Origin of the sequence: Actinosynnema sp. CA-299493 (assembly GCF_050946825.1) — a bacterium.
Taxonomy (GTDB): Bacteria; Actinomycetota; Actinomycetes; order Mycobacteriales; family Pseudonocardiaceae; genus Actinosynnema.
In genome coordinates this window covers 938,189-955,150 of sequence record NZ_CP191993.1, presented here as the reverse complement: position 1 = coordinate 955,150, position 16,962 = coordinate 938,189, and the positions used below count along the sequence as shown (strand labels likewise).

14 protein-coding genes are annotated in these 16,962 nt (G+C 72.4%); 1 reads left to right on the top strand and 13 read right to left on the bottom strand.

Features of this window, described 5'->3' with window-relative positions; all coding sequences use genetic code 11:
• Positions 1-163: 163 nt before the first annotated feature.
• From ACQPYE_RS04730 to ACQPYE_RS04680, 11 genes are all read right to left on the bottom strand, one after another.
• Positions 164-829, bottom strand: coding sequence for a sirohydrochlorin chelatase (locus tag ACQPYE_RS04730; protein ID WP_498719403.1), 666 nt, complete (start codon positions 827-829; stop codon positions 164-166).
• Complete coding sequence (locus ACQPYE_RS04725; RefSeq protein WP_498719400.1) at positions 826-1,941, bottom strand: uroporphyrinogen-III synthase; 1,116 nt, start codon at positions 1,939-1,941, stop codon at positions 826-828. The genes ACQPYE_RS04730 and ACQPYE_RS04725 overlap by 4 nt, the downstream gene beginning before the upstream one ends.
• On the bottom strand, positions 1,938-2,258 hold the full coding sequence (gene nirD / locus ACQPYE_RS04720; RefSeq protein WP_498719399.1) for a nitrite reductase small subunit NirD: 321 nt from the start codon (positions 2,256-2,258) through the stop codon (positions 1,938-1,940). Before nirD ends, ACQPYE_RS04725 begins: the two co-directional genes overlap by 4 nt.
• Complete coding sequence (nirB, locus tag ACQPYE_RS04715; protein WP_498719397.1) at positions 2,255-4,759, bottom strand: nitrite reductase large subunit NirB; 2,505 nt, start codon at positions 4,757-4,759, stop codon at positions 2,255-2,257. Before nirB ends, nirD begins: the two co-directional genes overlap by 4 nt.
• 119 nt (positions 4,760-4,878) lie before the next feature.
• Positions 4,879-6,231, bottom strand: a complete 1,353-nt coding sequence (locus ACQPYE_RS04710) for an MFS transporter (protein ID WP_498719395.1) — start codon at positions 6,229-6,231, stop codon at positions 4,879-4,881.
• A 100-nt stretch (positions 6,232-6,331) separates the two neighbouring features.
• Positions 6,332-7,774 carry an FAD-dependent oxidoreductase gene (locus tag ACQPYE_RS04705; protein WP_498719393.1) on the bottom strand — a complete coding sequence of 481 codons (1,443 nt, stop codon included), beginning with the start codon at positions 7,772-7,774 and terminating at the stop codon, positions 6,332-6,334.
• Positions 7,771-9,744, bottom strand: coding sequence for a molybdopterin oxidoreductase family protein (locus ACQPYE_RS04700; protein WP_498722837.1), 1,974 nt, complete (start codon positions 9,742-9,744; stop codon positions 7,771-7,773). Before ACQPYE_RS04700 ends, ACQPYE_RS04705 begins: the two co-directional genes overlap by 4 nt.
• A 152-nt stretch (positions 9,745-9,896) precedes the next feature.
• Positions 9,897-10,691 (bottom strand): TIGR02569 family protein, encoded by a 795-nt coding sequence (locus ACQPYE_RS04695; RefSeq protein ID WP_498719391.1) that lies wholly within the window; start codon positions 10,689-10,691, stop codon positions 9,897-9,899.
• 211 nt (positions 10,692-10,902) lie between these two features.
• On the bottom strand, positions 10,903-12,075 hold the full coding sequence (gene moeZ / locus ACQPYE_RS04690; protein ID WP_498719389.1) for an adenylyltransferase/sulfurtransferase MoeZ: 1,173 nt from the start codon (positions 12,073-12,075) through the stop codon (positions 10,903-10,905).
• A 100-nt stretch (positions 12,076-12,175) separates the two neighbouring features.
• Positions 12,176-13,204, bottom strand: coding sequence for a DUF3152 domain-containing protein (locus ACQPYE_RS04685; RefSeq protein WP_498719387.1), 1,029 nt, complete (start codon positions 13,202-13,204; stop codon positions 12,176-12,178).
• 82 nt (positions 13,205-13,286) lie between these two features.
• Complete coding sequence (locus ACQPYE_RS04680; RefSeq protein ID WP_498719385.1) at positions 13,287-14,270, bottom strand: alpha/beta fold hydrolase; 984 nt, start codon at positions 14,268-14,270, stop codon at positions 13,287-13,289.
• Between the two features lie 140 nt (positions 14,271-14,410).
• On the opposite strand from ACQPYE_RS04680, the gene ACQPYE_RS04675 reads away from it, so the two are divergent.
• On the top strand, positions 14,411-15,058 hold the full coding sequence (locus ACQPYE_RS04675; protein ID WP_498719383.1) for a TetR/AcrR family transcriptional regulator: 648 nt from the start codon (positions 14,411-14,413) through the stop codon (positions 15,056-15,058).
• Between the two features lie 49 nt (positions 15,059-15,107).
• On the opposite strand, the gene ACQPYE_RS04670 is transcribed toward ACQPYE_RS04675, so the two are convergent.
• Together ACQPYE_RS04670 and ACQPYE_RS04665 are read right to left on the bottom strand one after the other, a co-directional pair.
• Entirely contained in the window at positions 15,108-16,016 is a 909-nt protein-coding gene (locus ACQPYE_RS04670) for an alpha/beta fold hydrolase (RefSeq protein WP_498719382.1), read from the bottom strand.
• The gene (locus tag ACQPYE_RS04665; RefSeq protein WP_498719380.1) at positions 16,013-16,912 is read right to left on the bottom strand and encodes an AurF N-oxygenase family protein; all 900 of its coding nucleotides are present in this window, start codon (positions 16,910-16,912) and stop codon (positions 16,013-16,015) included. The genes ACQPYE_RS04670 and ACQPYE_RS04665 overlap by 4 nt, the downstream gene beginning before the upstream one ends.
• Between the last annotated feature and the right edge of the window lie 50 nt (positions 16,913-16,962).

Genomic DNA, 16,962 nt, shown 5'->3' with positions numbered 1-16,962 from the left:
CTCCTCGGGCGGTGACCGCCCGGGTTCGGCGGTCTCACCCGCGTCAACCTAGTTGAAACCTCAACTATTCCTGGCCCGTCGCCGGACGCCGTTCGACGCTTGAGCGTTCAACTCGGGGTACGCGAACGTAGGACTCTCGCGTTCTGAACGTAGGACTCGCGGGTCAGGCGACGTCCTGGAAGCAGCGGGCCTCGTAGTAGCGGAGGAGGACGGCTTCGACGACGCGCAGGTGGGCGCCGATCGGGGCGGCGACGACGGCGGCGCCGGAGTCGGCGACGACGCGGTGGAAGAGCCCCGGCGCCAGCAGCCACGAGGCGACGGCCACGCGGCCCGAGGCGGCGGCGACCACGTCCCCGATGCGGGGCTGAGCGGTGGCGGCGTAGCCGATGGTCACCGGACCCACCCGGCGGGACAGGGCGGTGGCGATGGCGCGGACGTCGGCCAGCGCGCGCGGGTCGGAGGAGCCGGCGGCGGCCAGGACGACCGAGTCGCCCGACGTCCAGCCCGCCTCGGTCAAGCGGGCCAGGAGGGCGGGGAGGAGAGCCGGGCCGATCGGGTCCGTGATCACCGCGTCGGGGTGGCCCGAGGCCTCCACCTGGGCCGGGATGTCCACCCGGACGTGGTAGCCGGCGGCCAGGAAGGCGGGCACGACGACGGCCGGCCCGGAGACGGACCTCAGCACGGAGGTGACGTCCGGCTGCCGCACATCGGCGTAGGCGACCCGCACGGGGACGCCGCCGAGGCGGGCGCGGACGAGGGAGGCGATCTCCTCCACGACGACGGCGCCGGCGGGGTCGCGGGTGCCGTGCGCGACGAGAACCAGGGTCATACGGCCACTCCGGCGGGGTCCATGGCCAGGCGGTAGCCGCGCTTGACGACGGTGGCGACCATGCGCGGTTCGCCCAACGCCGAGCGCAGCCGGCCGATGGCGGTTTCCACGGCGTGCTCCTCCCCGCCGCTGGGCAGCGCGGCCAGCAGGTCGCGGCGGGACACGACCCGGCCGCGCGCGGCGGCCAGGACGCGCAGCACGGCCATCGGCGCGGGTGGGACGGGCCGCAGTTCGCCGTCCACCACGACGGCCTGGCCGCGCAGTTCCACGTCACGGGCCGCGATGCGCAGCTTGGTCGCGCGGGCGGGCAGTTCCAGGGTCAGTTCACGGGCCAGCGCGCCGATGCGGGCGCGGGCGGGTTGCACGACCGGCACGCCGGCCGCGACGAGGGGGCTCGCGGTGATCGCGCCGACGCCCACCACCAGCACGTCCCGGCGCAGCAACGAGACCAGCTCGGCCTGCTTGCCCATGGCCTCGGCGGTCCGCAGCACGGAGGCGGCGGCGGGCGCGCTGGTGAACGTCAGCGCGTCCACCTGGCCCGCCAGCACCGCCTCCAGCAGCCGTTCCAGAGGCGCGGGGTCGGCCGGGCCGGTCCAGCGGTAGACGGGGACCTCGACGACCGTGGCACCGGCCGCGCGCAAGGTCGACGTGAACTCCGGCAGCGGCTCGCCGTGCAGCTGCACGGCGATGCGCAGGCCGGACACACCGGAGCGCAGCAGGTGGTCGAGCAACTCGGCGTTGCTCTCACCCTCCGGCGACCACGCCTCCACCAACCCGGCGGCACGCACCGAGCCCCGCGCCTTCGGCCCCCTGGCCAGCACCCGCGCCCCGGACAGCCGGGACAGCAGGCGCGCGCCGAGCCCCCACCCCTCCGCGGCCTCCACCCAGCCGCGGAAGCCGATGCCGGTGGTCGCCACGGCGACGTCCACCTGGTCATCCACCACCGCCTTGGTCGCGGCCAGCAGCTCCGCGTCGTCGGGCAGCGGCACGATCCGGATCGCGGGACCGTGCAGCACGGTCGCGCCCTTGCGCTCCAGCAGGGCGCCGAGCTCGTCGGCCCGCCGGGCGGCGGTCACACCGACCGTGTACCCGGCCAGCGGGGCGGCGGTCACGGTGACCCGACCTGGATGACGCCGTCGGTCACGACCACCGGGTGCACCGGCACCCCGGTCGAGGGGTCGTCCAGGCACTTGCCGGTGGAGAGCTCGAACGCCTGCTTGTACACCGGGGACACGACCACCGGCACGCCGCCGCGGTCACCGACGATGCCGCGCGACAGCACGGCCGCGCCGCTGAACGGGTCGATGTTGCCCAGCGCGTGCACGGTCCCGGCCGAGGTGAGGAACACCGCCACCTGGGAACCGTCGGGCAGCAGGGCCGCCACCCCCCGGTCGGGCTGCAGGGCGCTCAACTCGCACACAGGTGTCATCGGGAAACCTCCGCCTGGCCAACAGTGGGAACACCCAGCAGAACCGGCACCTTCTGGCCGCGCTCCTCGCGGAACGTGATGGTCGGGTCGGGAGTGCCGGGCGCGTTGACGAACGAGGTGAAGCGGGACAGCTTCTCCGGGTCCTCCAGCACGCCGCGCCACTCGTCGGCGTAGTTGTCCACGTGCTTGGCCATCGCGGCTTCCAGGTCGGCGCAGATGCCGAGGCTGTCGTCCACGATGACGTCGCGCAGGTGGTCCAGCCCGCCTTCCAGCGACTCGATCCACGTCGAGGTGCGCTGCAACCGGTCCGCGGTGCGGATGTAGAACATCAGGAACCGGTCGATCAGCTTGATCAGGGTCTCGGTGTCCACGTCGGACGCGATCAGGTCGGCGTGGCGCGGGGTGAAGCCGCCGTTGCCGCCGACGTAGAGGTTCCAGCCGTTCTCGGTCGCGATGATGCCGAAGTCCTTGCCGCGCGCCTCGGCGCACTCGCGCGCGCAGCCGGACACGGCGGACTTGAGCTTGTGCGGCGACCGCAGGCCGCGGTAGCGCAGCTCCAGCGCGATGGCCAGCGACACGGAGTCCTGCACGCCGTAGCGGCACCACGTGGTGCCGACGCACGACTTCACCGTGCGCAGCGCCTTGCCGTAGGCGTGCCCGGACTCGAACCCGGCGTCCACCAGGCGCTTCCAGATCTCCGGGAGCTGGTCGACGGTCGCGCCGAAGAGGTCGATCCGCTGGCCGCCGGTGATCTTGGTGTAGAGGCCGAAGTCGCGGGCGACCTCGCCGATGACGATCAGCTTCTCCGGCGTGATCTCGCCGCCCGGGATGCGCGGCACGACCGAGTAGGTGCCGTTGCGCTGCATGTTGGCCAGGAAGCGGTCGTTGGTGTCCTGGAGGGTGGCCTGCTCGCCCTCCAGCACGTGGCCGTTGTCCAGCGACGCGAGGATCGAGGCGACGGCGGGCTTGCAGAGGTCGCAGCCGGCGCCGCGGCCGTGCCGGGAGATCAGCTCGGTGAACGTGGTGATGCCGGTGGAGCGGACGATCTCGAACAGGTCGGCGCGCGAGTGGTCGAAGTGCTCGCACAGCGCGCGGGACTGCTCGACGCCGCACTCGGAGAGCAGCTTCTTCAGCATCGGCACGCACGAGCCGCAGCCGGTGCCCGCCTTGGTGCACGCCTTGATGCCCGGCACGTCCACCGCGTCGCCGGAGTCGACCACGTCCACGATCTGCTGCTTGGTGACCGCGTGGCACGAGCACACCTGCGCGTCGTGCGGCATGGACAGCTCGACGCCGCCCTCCGGCCCGATCAGCGCCACCGGGTCGCCCGGGACGGGCCTGCCGACCAGCGAGCGCAGGATCGTGTACTTGGACGCGTCGCCGACCAGGATGCCGCCGAGCAGCGTCTTGGCGTCGTCGGACACCACGACCTTGGCGTAGGTGCCCGCCACGGCGTCGTTGACGACGACCTCCAGCGCGCCCTCCTGCTTGGCGTGCGCGTCGCCGAACGAGGCGACGTCCACGCCGAGGAGCTTGAGCTTGGTGGACAGGTCGGCGCCGGGGAACTCGGCGGAGCCGCCGAGCAGCCGGTCGGCCACGACCTCGGCCATGGAGTAGCCGGGCGCGACCAGCCCGTAGACCATGCCGCCGAGGTTGGCGCACTCGCCGATGGCGTAGACGTCGTCATCGGAGGTGCGGCACGCCTGGTCGACCACGATGCCGCCGCGTTCGCCGACGGTGAGGCCGAACGAGCGGGCCAGCTCGTCGCGCGGCCGGATGCCCGCGGAGAACACCACGACGTCCAGGTCGAGCTCGACGCCGTTGGACAGCTTGGCGATGAGCCGCTCGCCGTCCTGCTCGATGGAGGACGCCGACGTGCCGGTGTGCACGGTCAGGTCCAGCTTCTCCACCAGGCGCTTGAGCAGGCCGCCGCCACCCTCGTCCACCTGCAACGGCATCAGCCGCGGGCCGAGTTCGACCACGTGCGGGGAGATGCCCATGCCGCGCAGCGCGTTCGCCGCCTCCAGGCCGAGCAGTCCGCCGCCGAGCACCATGCCCGCGTGCCGGCCGGCCGCGCGGGCCGACTCGACCGTGGCGCGGATGCCGTCCAGGTCGTCGATGGTGCGGTAGACGTGGCAGCCGGGCAGGTCGCGGCCGGGCACGGGCGGCACGAACGGCACCGAGCCGGTGGCCAGCACCAGCGCGTCGTAGGGCTGCGCCCGGCCCTTTGTGGTGCGCACGACCTTGTTGTCGCGGTCGATGTGCACGACCTTGTCGTCCAGGTGCAGCACGACCGCGTCGTCCTCGTGCGGCGCGAGGCTCAGCGAGCCCGCGTCCCAGCTGTCCACGTAGGACGACAGCGCGACCCGGTCGTAGGCGGGACGGGTCTCCTCGGCGAACACGACGATCCGCCACTGGCCGGTGACGTCCTTCTCGCGGAGCGCCTCCACGAGACGGTGACCGACCATGCCGTGACCGACCACTACGAGCGTTCGCGTCATGGGACCAATCCCTCCTTCTGCCCGGGTCAATGCTCACCGGGCACCGTGTCGTGCCTAGGTCGCGAATGTTTCGCAGGCGTTAAAGGAGCCTCACGCCGCACTTCAGAGCGTTGTGTGCGTCACACCCCGGCGTAAGCGAGGCTCGGCACGCGGGCGAAGACCCGCCGGCGGAGGTAGAACCACCAGGTGGTGGCCAGGCAGAGGCCGTAGAACACCAGGAACGCGGTGAGCGCGGGCGCCAGCGTCTTGCTGCCCTCGAGCGAGAACTTGAACACCAGGTTCACCAGCACGCCGCCGAACGCGCCGATCGCGCCCGCGATGCCGACCACGGCGGCGGCCTGCCGCTTCGCCGAGCGGATGTCCTCGGCCTGCGCGGCGAAGATCGCCGGGATCATCCGGTAGGTCGAGCCGTTGCCGATGCCGGCCAGCACGAACAGCGCGATGAACGAGCCGAAGAACAGCGCGAAGCTGCGGACCTCGATGCTGATCAGCAGGCCGACCGTGCCCACCGCCAGGCCGACGAACACGGCCACGGTGATCCGCGCGCCGCCGAACCGGTCGGACAGCCAGCCGCCGAACGGCCTGCTCACCGAGCCGATGAGGGCGCCGAGGAAGGCCAGCGCGACGAAGCCCTTGTACTCGACGAAGCTCAGCTTGATCAGCGACGGGAACGCGAACGAGAAGCCGATGAACGAGCCGAACGTGCCGATGTACAGGAACGACATCACCCACGTGTGCTTGTTCGACATCGCCTTCTTGTACGACGAGCCGTCCGGCTTGGCCTGGGTGAGGCTGTCCATCAGGAACCACGCGCACGCCGCCGCGAGCACGACGAACGGCATCCAGACCAGCGCCGCGTAGGCCAGGTTGATGCCCGTGCCCAGCGAGATGACGATCGGCACGACCAGCTGCACCATCGCCACGCCGAGGTTGCCGCCCGCCGCGTTCAGGCCCAGGGCCAGGCCCTTCTTGCCCTCCGGGTAGAAGAACGAGATGTTCGCCATGGAGGACGAGAAGTTGCCGCCGCCGAAGCCCATCGCGGCCGACGTGAGCAGGAAGAACCAGTACGGCGTGCCCGGGTCCGACACCGCGATCGCCAGCATCGTGGTGGGGATCAGCAGGAGGGCGGCGCTGATCGTGGTCCACGCCCGCCCGCCGAACCTCGGCACCGCGAACGTGTAGGGGATGCGCAGCACCGCGCCGACCAGGTTCGGCACGATCAGCAGCCAGAACGTCTGGCCGACGCTGAAGCTGAAGCCGACCGAACCGAGGCTCACCACCACGATGCTCATCAGGCTCCACACCGTGAAGCCCAGGTTCTCCGCCAGGATCGAGAAGACCAGGTTCTTACGGGCGATCTTCTTGCCGCGCGATTCCCAGAACGACGGGTCTTCCGGCTCCCAGTGCTCGATCCACCGACCGCCGCGCTTCGCCTGCGGCGCAACGCCCTCGGTCTCCACCATCGTGCTCATTGGACCCTCCCGGACACCGATTTGCCGTTGGGGGAACCGTAAGAACGGCCCGTTACCCCGACGTTCGCACAGGTGTCGTCGGCGGCAACTCCCCCGCACATCACGCGGACTGGGGCTGTGAGGCCGCGAGCCAGTCGACGATCCCGCACACCGCGTCCTTGCAGCCACCGCAGCCCGTGCTCGCCCGGGTGACCTCCGCGATGGCGGACAACGTCGTCGCGCCGCCGCGCCAGGCGCTGACCAGCTGGCCCTTGCTGACCGTGTTGCACCGGCACACCACCGCGGCGGCGGGCAGGTCGGCGGGGCTGGCCTCGTTCTCGGCGGGCAGCGCGCGGCCCAGCAGCAGCGCGAGCCGGTCGGTCGGCGCGGGCAGGCCGCGGTCGAACAGCTGGGTGATGGCCGCCGCCGCGTCCGGCGCGCCGAGCACGATCGCGCCGGTGACCTTGTCGTCGCGCAGCACGAGCTTGGCGTACCGGCCGCGCGCCGGGTCCTGGAAGCACAGCACCTCGTCGTCGACCGAGTCGACGCCCACGTGCACGTCGCCCAACGCGGCCAGGTCGACGTCGCGGGCCTTGAGCCTGGTCACGACGGTGGTGCCGGCGTAGCGGGCGGCCGGCGCGACACCGGTGAGCCGGTCGGCGAGCACGGCCGCCTGCTCCCACGCGGGCTGGACCAGGCCGGACACCGTGCCGACGTGCTGGGCGCAGTCGCCGATGGCGTGCACCCTGGGGTCGCTGGTGCGCAGCGCGTCGTCCACCAGGACGCCCCGGTCGACCTCGATGCCCGCCTGCTCGGCCAGGCCCGTCTCCGCCCGCACGCCCGCCGAGACGACGACCAGGTCGGCGGGCACGTGCGTGCCGTCGTCGAGCTCCAGCCCGTCGCCGGGCGTGTACTTCGCGGCCAGCACGCCGAGCCGGAACTCGATGCCCAGGCCGTTCAGCGTGCTCGCCAGCACCCGGCCCGCGCCCGCGTCGAGCTGCCGTTCCATCAGGTGCGCGACCGGGTGCACCACGGTGACCAGGCAGCCCCGGCCGGCCAGGCCGCGCGCGGCCTCCAGCCCGAGCAGCCCGCCGCCGAGCACCGCGACCGGCGTGCCGGGCGAGGCCTTGGCCACGATCTTGGCGCAGTCGTCCAGCGAGCGGAACGCCACCACGCCGGACGCCAGGTCGCCGTTGCCGTCGAGCAGGCCGGGCGTCGGCGGCACCCACGACCGCGAGCCCGTGGCCAGCACCAACGCGTCGTAGGGCACCTCGGTGTCGTCGACGTGCACGACCCGGCGGGTGCGGTCGATCTTGGTGACGGCGCCGCCGAGCCGCAGGTCCACGTGGTGCTTGGCGGCCCAGTCGGGGTCGTGCAGCCGCACCGCGTCGGGCGTCAGCGACCCCGCCACCACGCTGGACAGCAGCACCCGGTTGTACGCGTGGTGCGACTCGTCGCCCAGCACGGTCACCGAGACCCGTTCCGCCTTCGGGTCGCGGCGGCGGATCTCGTCGGCCAGCCGCGCGCCGGCCATGCCGTAGCCCACGATGACAACGTTCCTCATACCGACTCCAATCGGACCGCGCACACCTTGAACTCGGGCATCCGGCTGGTCGGGTCCAGCACCGGGTTGGTCAGCAGGTTGGCCCGGCCCTCGCCGGCGTAGTGGAAGGGCAGGAACACGACGTCGATCCGCATCGACGGCACGCAGCGCACCCGCGCCACGGTCCGGCCGCGCCGCGAGACGACGGCCGCCATCCCGCCGTGGGCCAGGCCCGCCCTGGTCGCGGTGTCCGGGTGGACCTCCACGTACGCCTCGGGCTCGGCCTTGTTGAGCTCGGGCACCAGCCGGGTCTGCGCGCCGGACTGGTAGTGCTGGAGCACCCGGCCGGTGGTCGCCTGCAACGGGTAGTCGGCGTCGGGCAGCTCGGCCGGGCCGCGGTGCTCGACGGGGACGAACCTGGCCAGCCCGTCGGCGTGGGCGAAGCGGTCGAGGAAGTTGCGCGGCGTGCTGTCCCGGACCACGGGCCAGTGCAGGGCCTCGCCCTGCCGCAGGCGCTCGTAGGTCACGCCGGAGTAGTCGGCGACGCCGCCCTTCGACGCCAGCCGCAGCTCCTCGAACACCACCTCGGGCTCGGTCGGGAACCGCTCGGCGGGCTGCCCGAGCCGGGTGGCCAGGCCCTGCATCACGTCCAGGTCGCTGCGCACGCCCTCCGGCGGCGCCACGGCCACCTGGCGCAGCAGGACGCGACCCTCCAGGTTGGTCATCGTGCCGCTCTCCTCCGCCCACTGCGTGATCGGCAGCACGACGTCGGCGACCGCGGCCGTCTCCGACAGCACCAGGTCGGCCACGACCAGCAGGTCCAGCGCGCCGAGCCGGTCGGCGACGTGCTGCGAGCGCGGCGCGGAGACGATGACGTTGCTGCCGAACACCAGCAGCGCCTTGGGCCCGCCGGGTTGGCCGAGCGCGTCGAGGAGCTCGTAGGCCGAGCGGCCCGGTCCGGGCAGGTCGTCCACGCCCCAGACGTCCATGATGTGCTCACGGGCCGCCGGGTCGTCGATCTTGCGGTAGCCGGGCAGCTGGTCGGCCTTCTGGCCGTGCTCGCGCCCGCCCTGCCCGTTGCCCTGGCCGGTGAGGCAGCCGTAGCCGGAGTACTTCCGGCCGGGCAGGCCCAGCGCCAGCGCCAGGTTGATCCACGCCGACACGGTGTCCGCGCCGCTGGCGTGCTGCTCGGTGCCGCGACCGGTGAGGATGAAGGCGTTGTGGGCCTCGGCCAGGATCCGCACCGCCGCCCGCTGGTCGGCGACCGGCACGCCGGTGACCCGCTCGACCCGTTCCGGCCACCACGTCGCGGCGATGCGCCAGGCCTCGTCGAAGCCGGTGGTGCGCTCGTCGAGGTACTGCTTGTCCAGGTGGCCGTCGGCCACGGCGGTGTGCAGCAGGCCGAGCGCCAGCGCGAGGTCCGTGCCGGGCGCGGGTTGCAGGTGCAGGGTGGCCAGCTCGGCGGTGGGCGTGCGCCGGGGGTCGATGACGATCAGCTCGGCGTTCTTGAGGTGCTGCACGAACGGCGGCATGGTCTCCGCCGGGTTGCCGCCGACCAGCAGGATCGCGTCCGCGTGGTCGAGGTCGGTGACCGGGAACGGCATGCCGCGGTCCAGCCCGAACGCCTTGAGGCCCCCGGCGGCGGCGCTGGACATGCAGAACCGGCCGTTGTAGTCGATCTGGGACGTGCCCAGCGCGACCCGGGCGAACTTGCCGAGCAGGTAGGACTTCTCGTTGGTCAGCCCGCCGCCGCCGAACACGCCGACCGAGTCCGGCCCGTGCTCCTCGCGCAGCTCCGCGAGCTTGGCCGCGATCAGGTCCAGCGCCTCGTCCCAGCCGGCCGGCCGGAGCTCGCCGTCCCGGCGGACCAGCGGCGTGGTCAGCCGCGCGGGCGAGGTCAGCAGCTCGGCCGACGTCCAGCCCTTCTGGCACAGCCCGCCGCGGTTGGTCGGGAACTCCCGCGGCGACACCTTGCCGTTCTCGATCGTCATCGCGCACTGCAGCGCGCAGTACGGGCAGTGAGTGTCGATCCTGCGGGAGTCGGTCACGTGCCCGACGGTAAGAACCGGCTGTTAACGCCAGAACGTGGATTGTTTCATCCGCGCGAACTTGCCTGCTCAACCACGGCGCGTTGGGGGTGAGGTCACAGCAGGTCGACGACCAGTGCGGCCGTTCGCTCCAGCCCCGCCAGAGATTGTCTGCCCGAACGGGGGTGCAGGGCGTGGACCGCGAGCCGGAACAGGGTGGCGCGCAGGAGGATTTGCGGCCACTCGTCCAAGTGGGCCCAGCGCTGGAGCAGACCGTGATCCGCGCCACCCCAGGACAGCGCGTCGACCACGACGACCGCCGCGCCGTAGGGCGCGGGACGCCAGTAGGCGGCGAAGTCGATGATCGCCGGCGCGGCGTCGCCCGCGAACAGCACGTTGCCGAACAGGTCGCCGTGGACCACCTGGGGCTTGAGCGCGACGGGCTTGCGGTGGGCGGCGGTCAGGTCGAACAGCCTGCCGCCGAGGTCGGGGGCGAGGTCGGCCCTCTCCTCGTCCCACGCGCAGCGGTCGGCGGTGGCGAACAGGTCGGCGCGCGCGTCCAGGAACCGGGGCCTGGGCAGCTCGGCGGTGGCCCGGTGCAGCTTCACGGCCACGTCCACGACCTCGTCGTGACGCGGCTCGGCGCGGCCCGAGAGGTACTTGGTCGCCGCCCAGCCGCCGACCACGTACCGGCCGTCGGTGGAGCGCAGCGGTCTGGCCACGCGCAGGTTGTCGACGTCGAGCACGTCGAGGGTCTTGGCCACCCAGGTGGCCTCGGCCGGTTTGCCCGCGGGCCGGATCGCCGCGTCACCGCACCGCCACACCGGGCCGCCGTCGATCAGCTCCGGCTCGGCGTCGCGCGCGCCGAACGCGGCGCGCACGTGCGACGGCGGCGGCTCCGGAGTGGTCACGGCAGGCACGCTACCTGCACCGAGCCTCCTGGTGGTGGACCTCGGGGGTGGGAACACGCGGTGTCCGCGCATTCGGCCCAACCGCATTATTGCGGTCTCCGGACCGGACCACCACGCGAGGTCGCGCCGGTCGTCCGAGCCCGGTTCCCGCGAACCGGGCTCGGACGACCGACTTCCAGGCGACCGAGCCGCGACGCCGGAGGCGGCGCAATTAATACGTCGGCAAAGAGGGGTCGACTTCGCGGGCCCAGGCGAGCACGCCGCCGCCCACGTGCACGGCGTCCTTGAACCCGGCCTGGTGCAGCACGGCCAGCGCCTCGGCCGAGCGGGCGCCCGACTTGCAGTGCAGCACGACCTGCTTGTCCTGCGGCAGCTCCGCGAACGCCTCGCCCGACAGGATGCGGTCCTTCGGGATCAGCACCGAGCCCGGGATCTTCACGATCTCGTACTCGTGCGGCTCGCGGACGTCCACCAGCAGGAAGTCCTCGCCGCTCTCCTGCTTCTGCTTCAGCTCCAGCGGCGTGATCGTGTTGCCCGCGGCGGCCTGCTGGGCGTCGTCGGACACGACACCGCAGAACGCCTCGTAGTCGATCAGCTCGGTGATCTTCGGGCTCTCCGGGTCCTTGCGGATCTTGATCGTCCGGTAGGACATCTCCAGGGCGTCGTAGACCATGAGCCGGCCGAGCAGCGGGTCGCCGATGCCGGTCAGCAGCTTGATCGCCTCGGTCACCATGACCGAGCCGATCGACGCGCACAGCACGCCCAGCACGCCACCCTCCGCGCACGACGGCACCATGCCGGGCGGCGGCGGCTCGGGGTAGAGGTCGCGGTAGTTCAGGCCCTGCCCGTTCGGCGCGTCCTCCCAGAACACGCTGACCTGGCCCTCGAACCGGTAGATCGAGCCCCACACGTAGGGCTTGCCCAGCAGCACGGCCGCGTCGTTGACCAGGTACCGGGTGGCGAAGTTGTCCGTGCCGTCCAGGATCAGGTCGTAGTCGCGGAAGACGTCGAGCGCGTTCTCCGAGTTCAGGTGGGTCTGGTGCAGCACCACCTTCACGAACGGGTTGATCTCGGCCACCGAGTCCCGGGCCGACTCGGCCTTGGGCCTGCCGACGTCGGACTGACCGTGGATGACCTGGCGCTGGAGGTTCGACTCGTCGACCACGTCGAAGTCGACCACGCCCAGCGTGCCGACGCCCGCCGCCGCCAGGTAGAGCAGGGCCGGGCTGCCCAGACCACCCGCGCCGACGACCAGGACCTTCGCGTTCTTCAGCCGCTTCTGCCCGTCGACCCCGACGTCCGGGATGATCAGGTGGCGGCTGTAGCGCGCTACTTCTTCCTTGGTCAGCTCCGCTGCGGGCTCCACGAGCGGCGGAAGCGCCATCTGAGTCCTCCTCGACGAAACATGTCCTGTACCGACGGACAACACCAGCCTGCCCGTCCGTCTTCCCCGATGGAAAGTCGTCCCAAGGCGCGGGACGACGCTACTGCGGCGCGTTCGGGAACGGGTTCGGCGTGCAGACCAGGCCGTTGGCCTCCACCGCGTACCGGTTGGAGGAGTCGACCGAGTTGAGCTGGGCGACGTAGTCGTTGGCCACCCCGAACGACTGCTGCATCATCACCGGCGCGGCCTTGCCGTTCTCCTTGCAGCCCTCGTGCGGGTTCTTCAGCACGTGGCCGACCTCGTGGTTGATCGCGTACGTCCGGTAGGCGCTCAGGTCGCTGCCGTAGACCTTGCCGCCGCGCACCCACCGGGCCACGTTGATGACGACCCGCTCGGTGCCGGGGTGCCAGCACGAGGACTCGAACTGGATCTGGAACCCGCACAGGGCGTGCGTGGTGCCGGTGGTGGTCAAGCTCACGGTGAAGTCGACCGGCCCGCCCTCGACGCGCTGCATGGAGACCTGGCCGGTGCCGACCCAGCTGCGCGGGTCGGCCAGGATCCCGTCGACCGTGCGGGCGAACGCCTCGCGGTCGCCGTTGTAGTCCGCGGGCTCGACGCCGTCCTCGATGGCGATCGCGTACTTGTAGAGCTTGCCGCCCGCGCCCGCCGGCTGGGTGCCGCCCGGCACCACGGCGAACGTGCCCGCGCCCTGCTCGGAGAACTTCGGCCCGTCCGGCAGCTGCGCGGTGGGGAAGTTCTTCAGGTCGACCTCGACCGGCGGCTTCTCGGTCGCCTCGGGCGGGCCGGAGGTGGACGGCGGCGTGGACAGGCCGGTGGTCGGGTTCGCCCCGCCGTCGGCGGACGTCGACGGCGCGGCGGTGTCCAGCACGACCAGGGCCGTCAGCACGAGCAGCACGGGGATCGCGTAGATCCGCCAGCCGTAGCCGGCGACCAGGCCCCGCACACCCCCGCGGCGCTTGCGGCGCTGGCGGCCGGCCGGTTCCCAGGCCGCGGCCAGCGGCTCGGCGCCGGTGCGGCGCGTGCCGCGGCGGTAGCGCTCGTCGGACAGCGGCGGCCGGCCATCAGAGGACGGCGCCGTGCCACGCTCGCCCTGCGACGTCCGGTTCACGGCGACCAGGGTGCCACAACCGCACCCCGCCGGCGGACTCCAGGTGACCTGCGCGTCACCGGTCGGCGGAACCGATCAGGGGTCACCACGCCCGCCGCTCGACCGCTTCCCACATGCCCGTCACGGCACGCGCCACGGTCACCGGCCGTTCCATCTGCGCCACGTGCCCGGTGCGCGGCAGCACGAGCAGCCGGCCGCGCGGGATCAGCCGGGCCACCCTGGGCGCCTTGCGCACGCTGACCAGCCGGTCCTCCGTGCCCCACACGACCAGCGTGGGCGCGGTGATCCTCGGCGGCAGCAGCCACATCGACCTCGACCTCGGCACCAGCCACGAGCGGATCAGGTCGACCGTGCTGGCGCTGAGCGCGCCGCCCGCCCACGCCTGCGCGGACCGCTCGGTGTACTCGTGCTCGCTCTGCTCGATCCGGTTCGCCGGCACCGCGTCGGGGTCGGCGAAGCACAGCCGCAGCATCTGGTGGGTGCGCTCGCGCGGCGTCATCGCGGCCAGCCGCGCCTGCACGCGCGGGCCGACGACCGGCAGGTACGCCAGCGGCAGCCGCCGGTCCGACACCCGGCGCAGGCTCGGCCGCAGGTCCGGCACGGCCGGCGAGACCAGGGTCAGGGTGCGGACCAGGTCGGGCCGGGCGGAGGCCACCAGCATCGTGATCGCGCCGCCCATGGAGTTGCCGAACAGGTGCACCGGGCCGGGGCCGAGCGACTCGATGTACCCGGTCACGACCCGCGCGTGCGTGGCCATCCGGAAGTCGTAGCCGTCGATCGGCTCGGAGCGGCCGAACCCGGGCAGGTCCAGCGCGTGGCCCTCGACGTGCCCGCTCAGCTGCGCGGCCAGGTCGGTCCAGTTCGTCGCCGAGCCGCCGAGCCCGTGCACGTAGACCGCCTTCGTCCCGGCCGGTCCCGGGGTCCGGCGGACGTGCACGCCGTGCCCGCCCACCTCGACGTAGTCACCAGGCCACGGCTGGATCGTTGTGTCCAGCGGAGGTAGTGGCGCGGTGGACAGGGGCACGTGGGTGATGGCGGTCCGGTGGGCCTCCAGCGTCTCGGTCACCACTCCAGGATGCCTGGCCGGGCGTCCTACGAAACGAGAAGCTTTCCCGGAACGCGGCTACCAGCGAGTAAGGTTGCCGGCGAGCCGGAAGGGCAACCCCCTTCCCGGTTGCGCGAAGTGATTGGTCGGCTGGAGGCACCATGACGGAGACGGCCCAGACTGCGGTCGGGCACCACGGCGGCGCGGCGGGGCGGGGTGTGCGGCTCCCGCGCACCGCTCGGCGTGCCCAGTTGCTGGCCGCGGCGCAGGACGTGTTCGTGACCAACGGCTACCACGCCGCCGCGATGGACGAGATCGCGGAACGCGCGGGGGTCAGCAAGCCCGTCCTCTACCAGCACTTCCCCGGCAAGCTCGAGCTGTACATGGCGCTGCTGGAGTCCCACGTGGACGAGCTGGTGAACCGCGTGCGCGGCGCGCTGGCGTCCACGACGGACAACAAGCAGCGGGTGAAGGCCGCGGTCGCCGCGTTCTACGACTTCGTGGACGGCGAGGGCCAGGCGTTCCGGATGGTGTTCGAGTCGGACCTGCGCGGCGAGCCGGCGGTGGCGCGCGCCGTGGAGCGGGCGACGACGGACAGCGTGGAGGCCATCACCGACACGATCACCGCCGACGCGGGCCTCGACGAGCACCGCGCCCGGCTGCTCGCGGTGGGCCTGGTGGGGTTGTCCCAGGTCACGGCCCGCGCGTGGCTGGCGGACGACCGGAAGCTCGCGAAGGAGGACGCGGTCGCCCTGATCTCGAACCTCGCCTGGCGGGGCATCGGCGGCGGCTTCCCCTTGCACCACTGAGCACACCCGGTCGGGGGTCGCCCCCGACGGCGACCCCCGACCGGTCCGCTCACAGCAGCGCGGTGATGTGTGCTGTGACCTCCTGCGCCCTCTCCAGGGGCAGCATGTGGCCGGCGCCCGGGTGGATGACCAGCTCGGCGTGCGGCAGCCCGTCCGCCAGCACCCGCGCGTGCCGCAACGGCGTCAGCCGGTCCTCCGCGCCCGCCAGCACCACCGCCCGGATCCCCGCCAGCGCGGCCAGCGCCGCGCGCCGGTCGTGCTCGTCCAGCGAGTCGCGGAACCCGACCATGCTCACCGGGTGGCACCGGCCGACCATCGCGGCCGTCATCGCGACGTCCCGCCACGACGGGCGCTTGCCGAACAGCAGCCACCGCAGCCCCGGCCGGGCCGCCTCGGTGCGGGTGAGCAGCGCGGCCCGGCGCGACCGGGCGATCCGGCGGTTGACCGCCCTCTCCCCCAGCAGGAACGCCCGCCCGACCGCGCCCGGCAGCCCGAGCGTCGACCCCGCCAGCTCCCCCGACGAGGTGGCGACCAGCACCACGCCGTCCACGCGGTCGAGCAGCGAGGGGTGCTCCTCGGCCAGCGCCATGATCGTCATGCCGCCCATCGAGTGCCCGACCAGCACGATCCGCCCGGTCGGCGCCCGGGCCGCGACCAGCTCGGCCAGGTCGTCCGCGCACCGGGCGATGGTCGCGGTGCCGACCGGCGCGGGCGCCGAGCGGCCGTGACCCCGGTGGTCGTACCGCAGCACCCGTCCCGGCAGCGCCGACGCCACCGCGTCCCACGACGTGTGGTCCAACGTCCAGCCGTGCAGCAGCACGGTGGTCACCTCGGCGTCGCCCGGTCCGGTGTCCACGACGTGCAACGCCGTGCCGTCGGACGTCACGAACCGGTCGTCGACTCCCCCGGCGGCCGGCACGGCGGCCCCGGCGGTCGGGGCGCTGGTCGGGGCGCTCATCCGAGCAGGAACGAGCGGCGCCACGCGCTCATGCCCGGCTTGCCGACCAGACCGACCTCGTCCAGGAACTTCATGATCCGCTCGCCCGACCAGCGGATGCTCTCCCGCCAGTGCGGGTTGGCCAGCGCCGCCTTGTGCGCCTGCTCCTTGTCCAGCCCCACCGCCGCGTACACGTCCGGGTTGATCAGCGACCGGGTGATGAACATGGACGTGGTCGCGATCAGCCACCGCTGGTAGGGCAGCTCCTTCTTCGTCAGCTGCGCCATCCCGCGCACGACCTCCTCGCGCGCGAACCGCACGTGCCGGGCCTCCTCCAGCACGTGGATCCGGTTGACCATGCGCACCAGCGGCTGCACCGTCTCGTCGGCCATCGTCTCGCGCTGCAACCGGTCCAGGATCTCCTCGGCGACCAGGATCGACCCGTACAGGGCGGGCCCGTAGCCGATCACCGGCAGCAGCTTGCCCAGCTGGTAGGTGTGCTGACGGGGGCCGTACGGCGGGCAGCCGATCGTCTCCACCATCCGGGCGAACATCGTCGAGTGCCGGCACTCGTCGGCGACCTCGGTCAGCGCGTACTGCGCGTGCCTGGTCGTCGGGTCCGAGCGGTAGACCTCCTTGAGCAGCATCTGCATCAGCAGGATCTCGAACCACAGGCCGACGCTGGCGATGCTCGCGACCTCGTGCCGGGACAGGTCCACGCGCTGCTCCGGGCTCATCCGGTCCCACAGCTCGGTGCCGTACAGCGAGCAGCGGTGCTCCGGCGTGTACCGCAGGCCGTCGACCAGGGGCGCGGACCAGTCGATGTCCACCTCTGGGTCGTAGAACTTGTCGGCCGAGGAGTTGAGCAGACGCTCGGCGGTCTTCTCGCGATCCGCGACCTTCAAGGCCTTCGTCATCGGTGGTCCCTCCCGGGGAGAGTATCTGCGACTTGAGGTATCTGTGACTT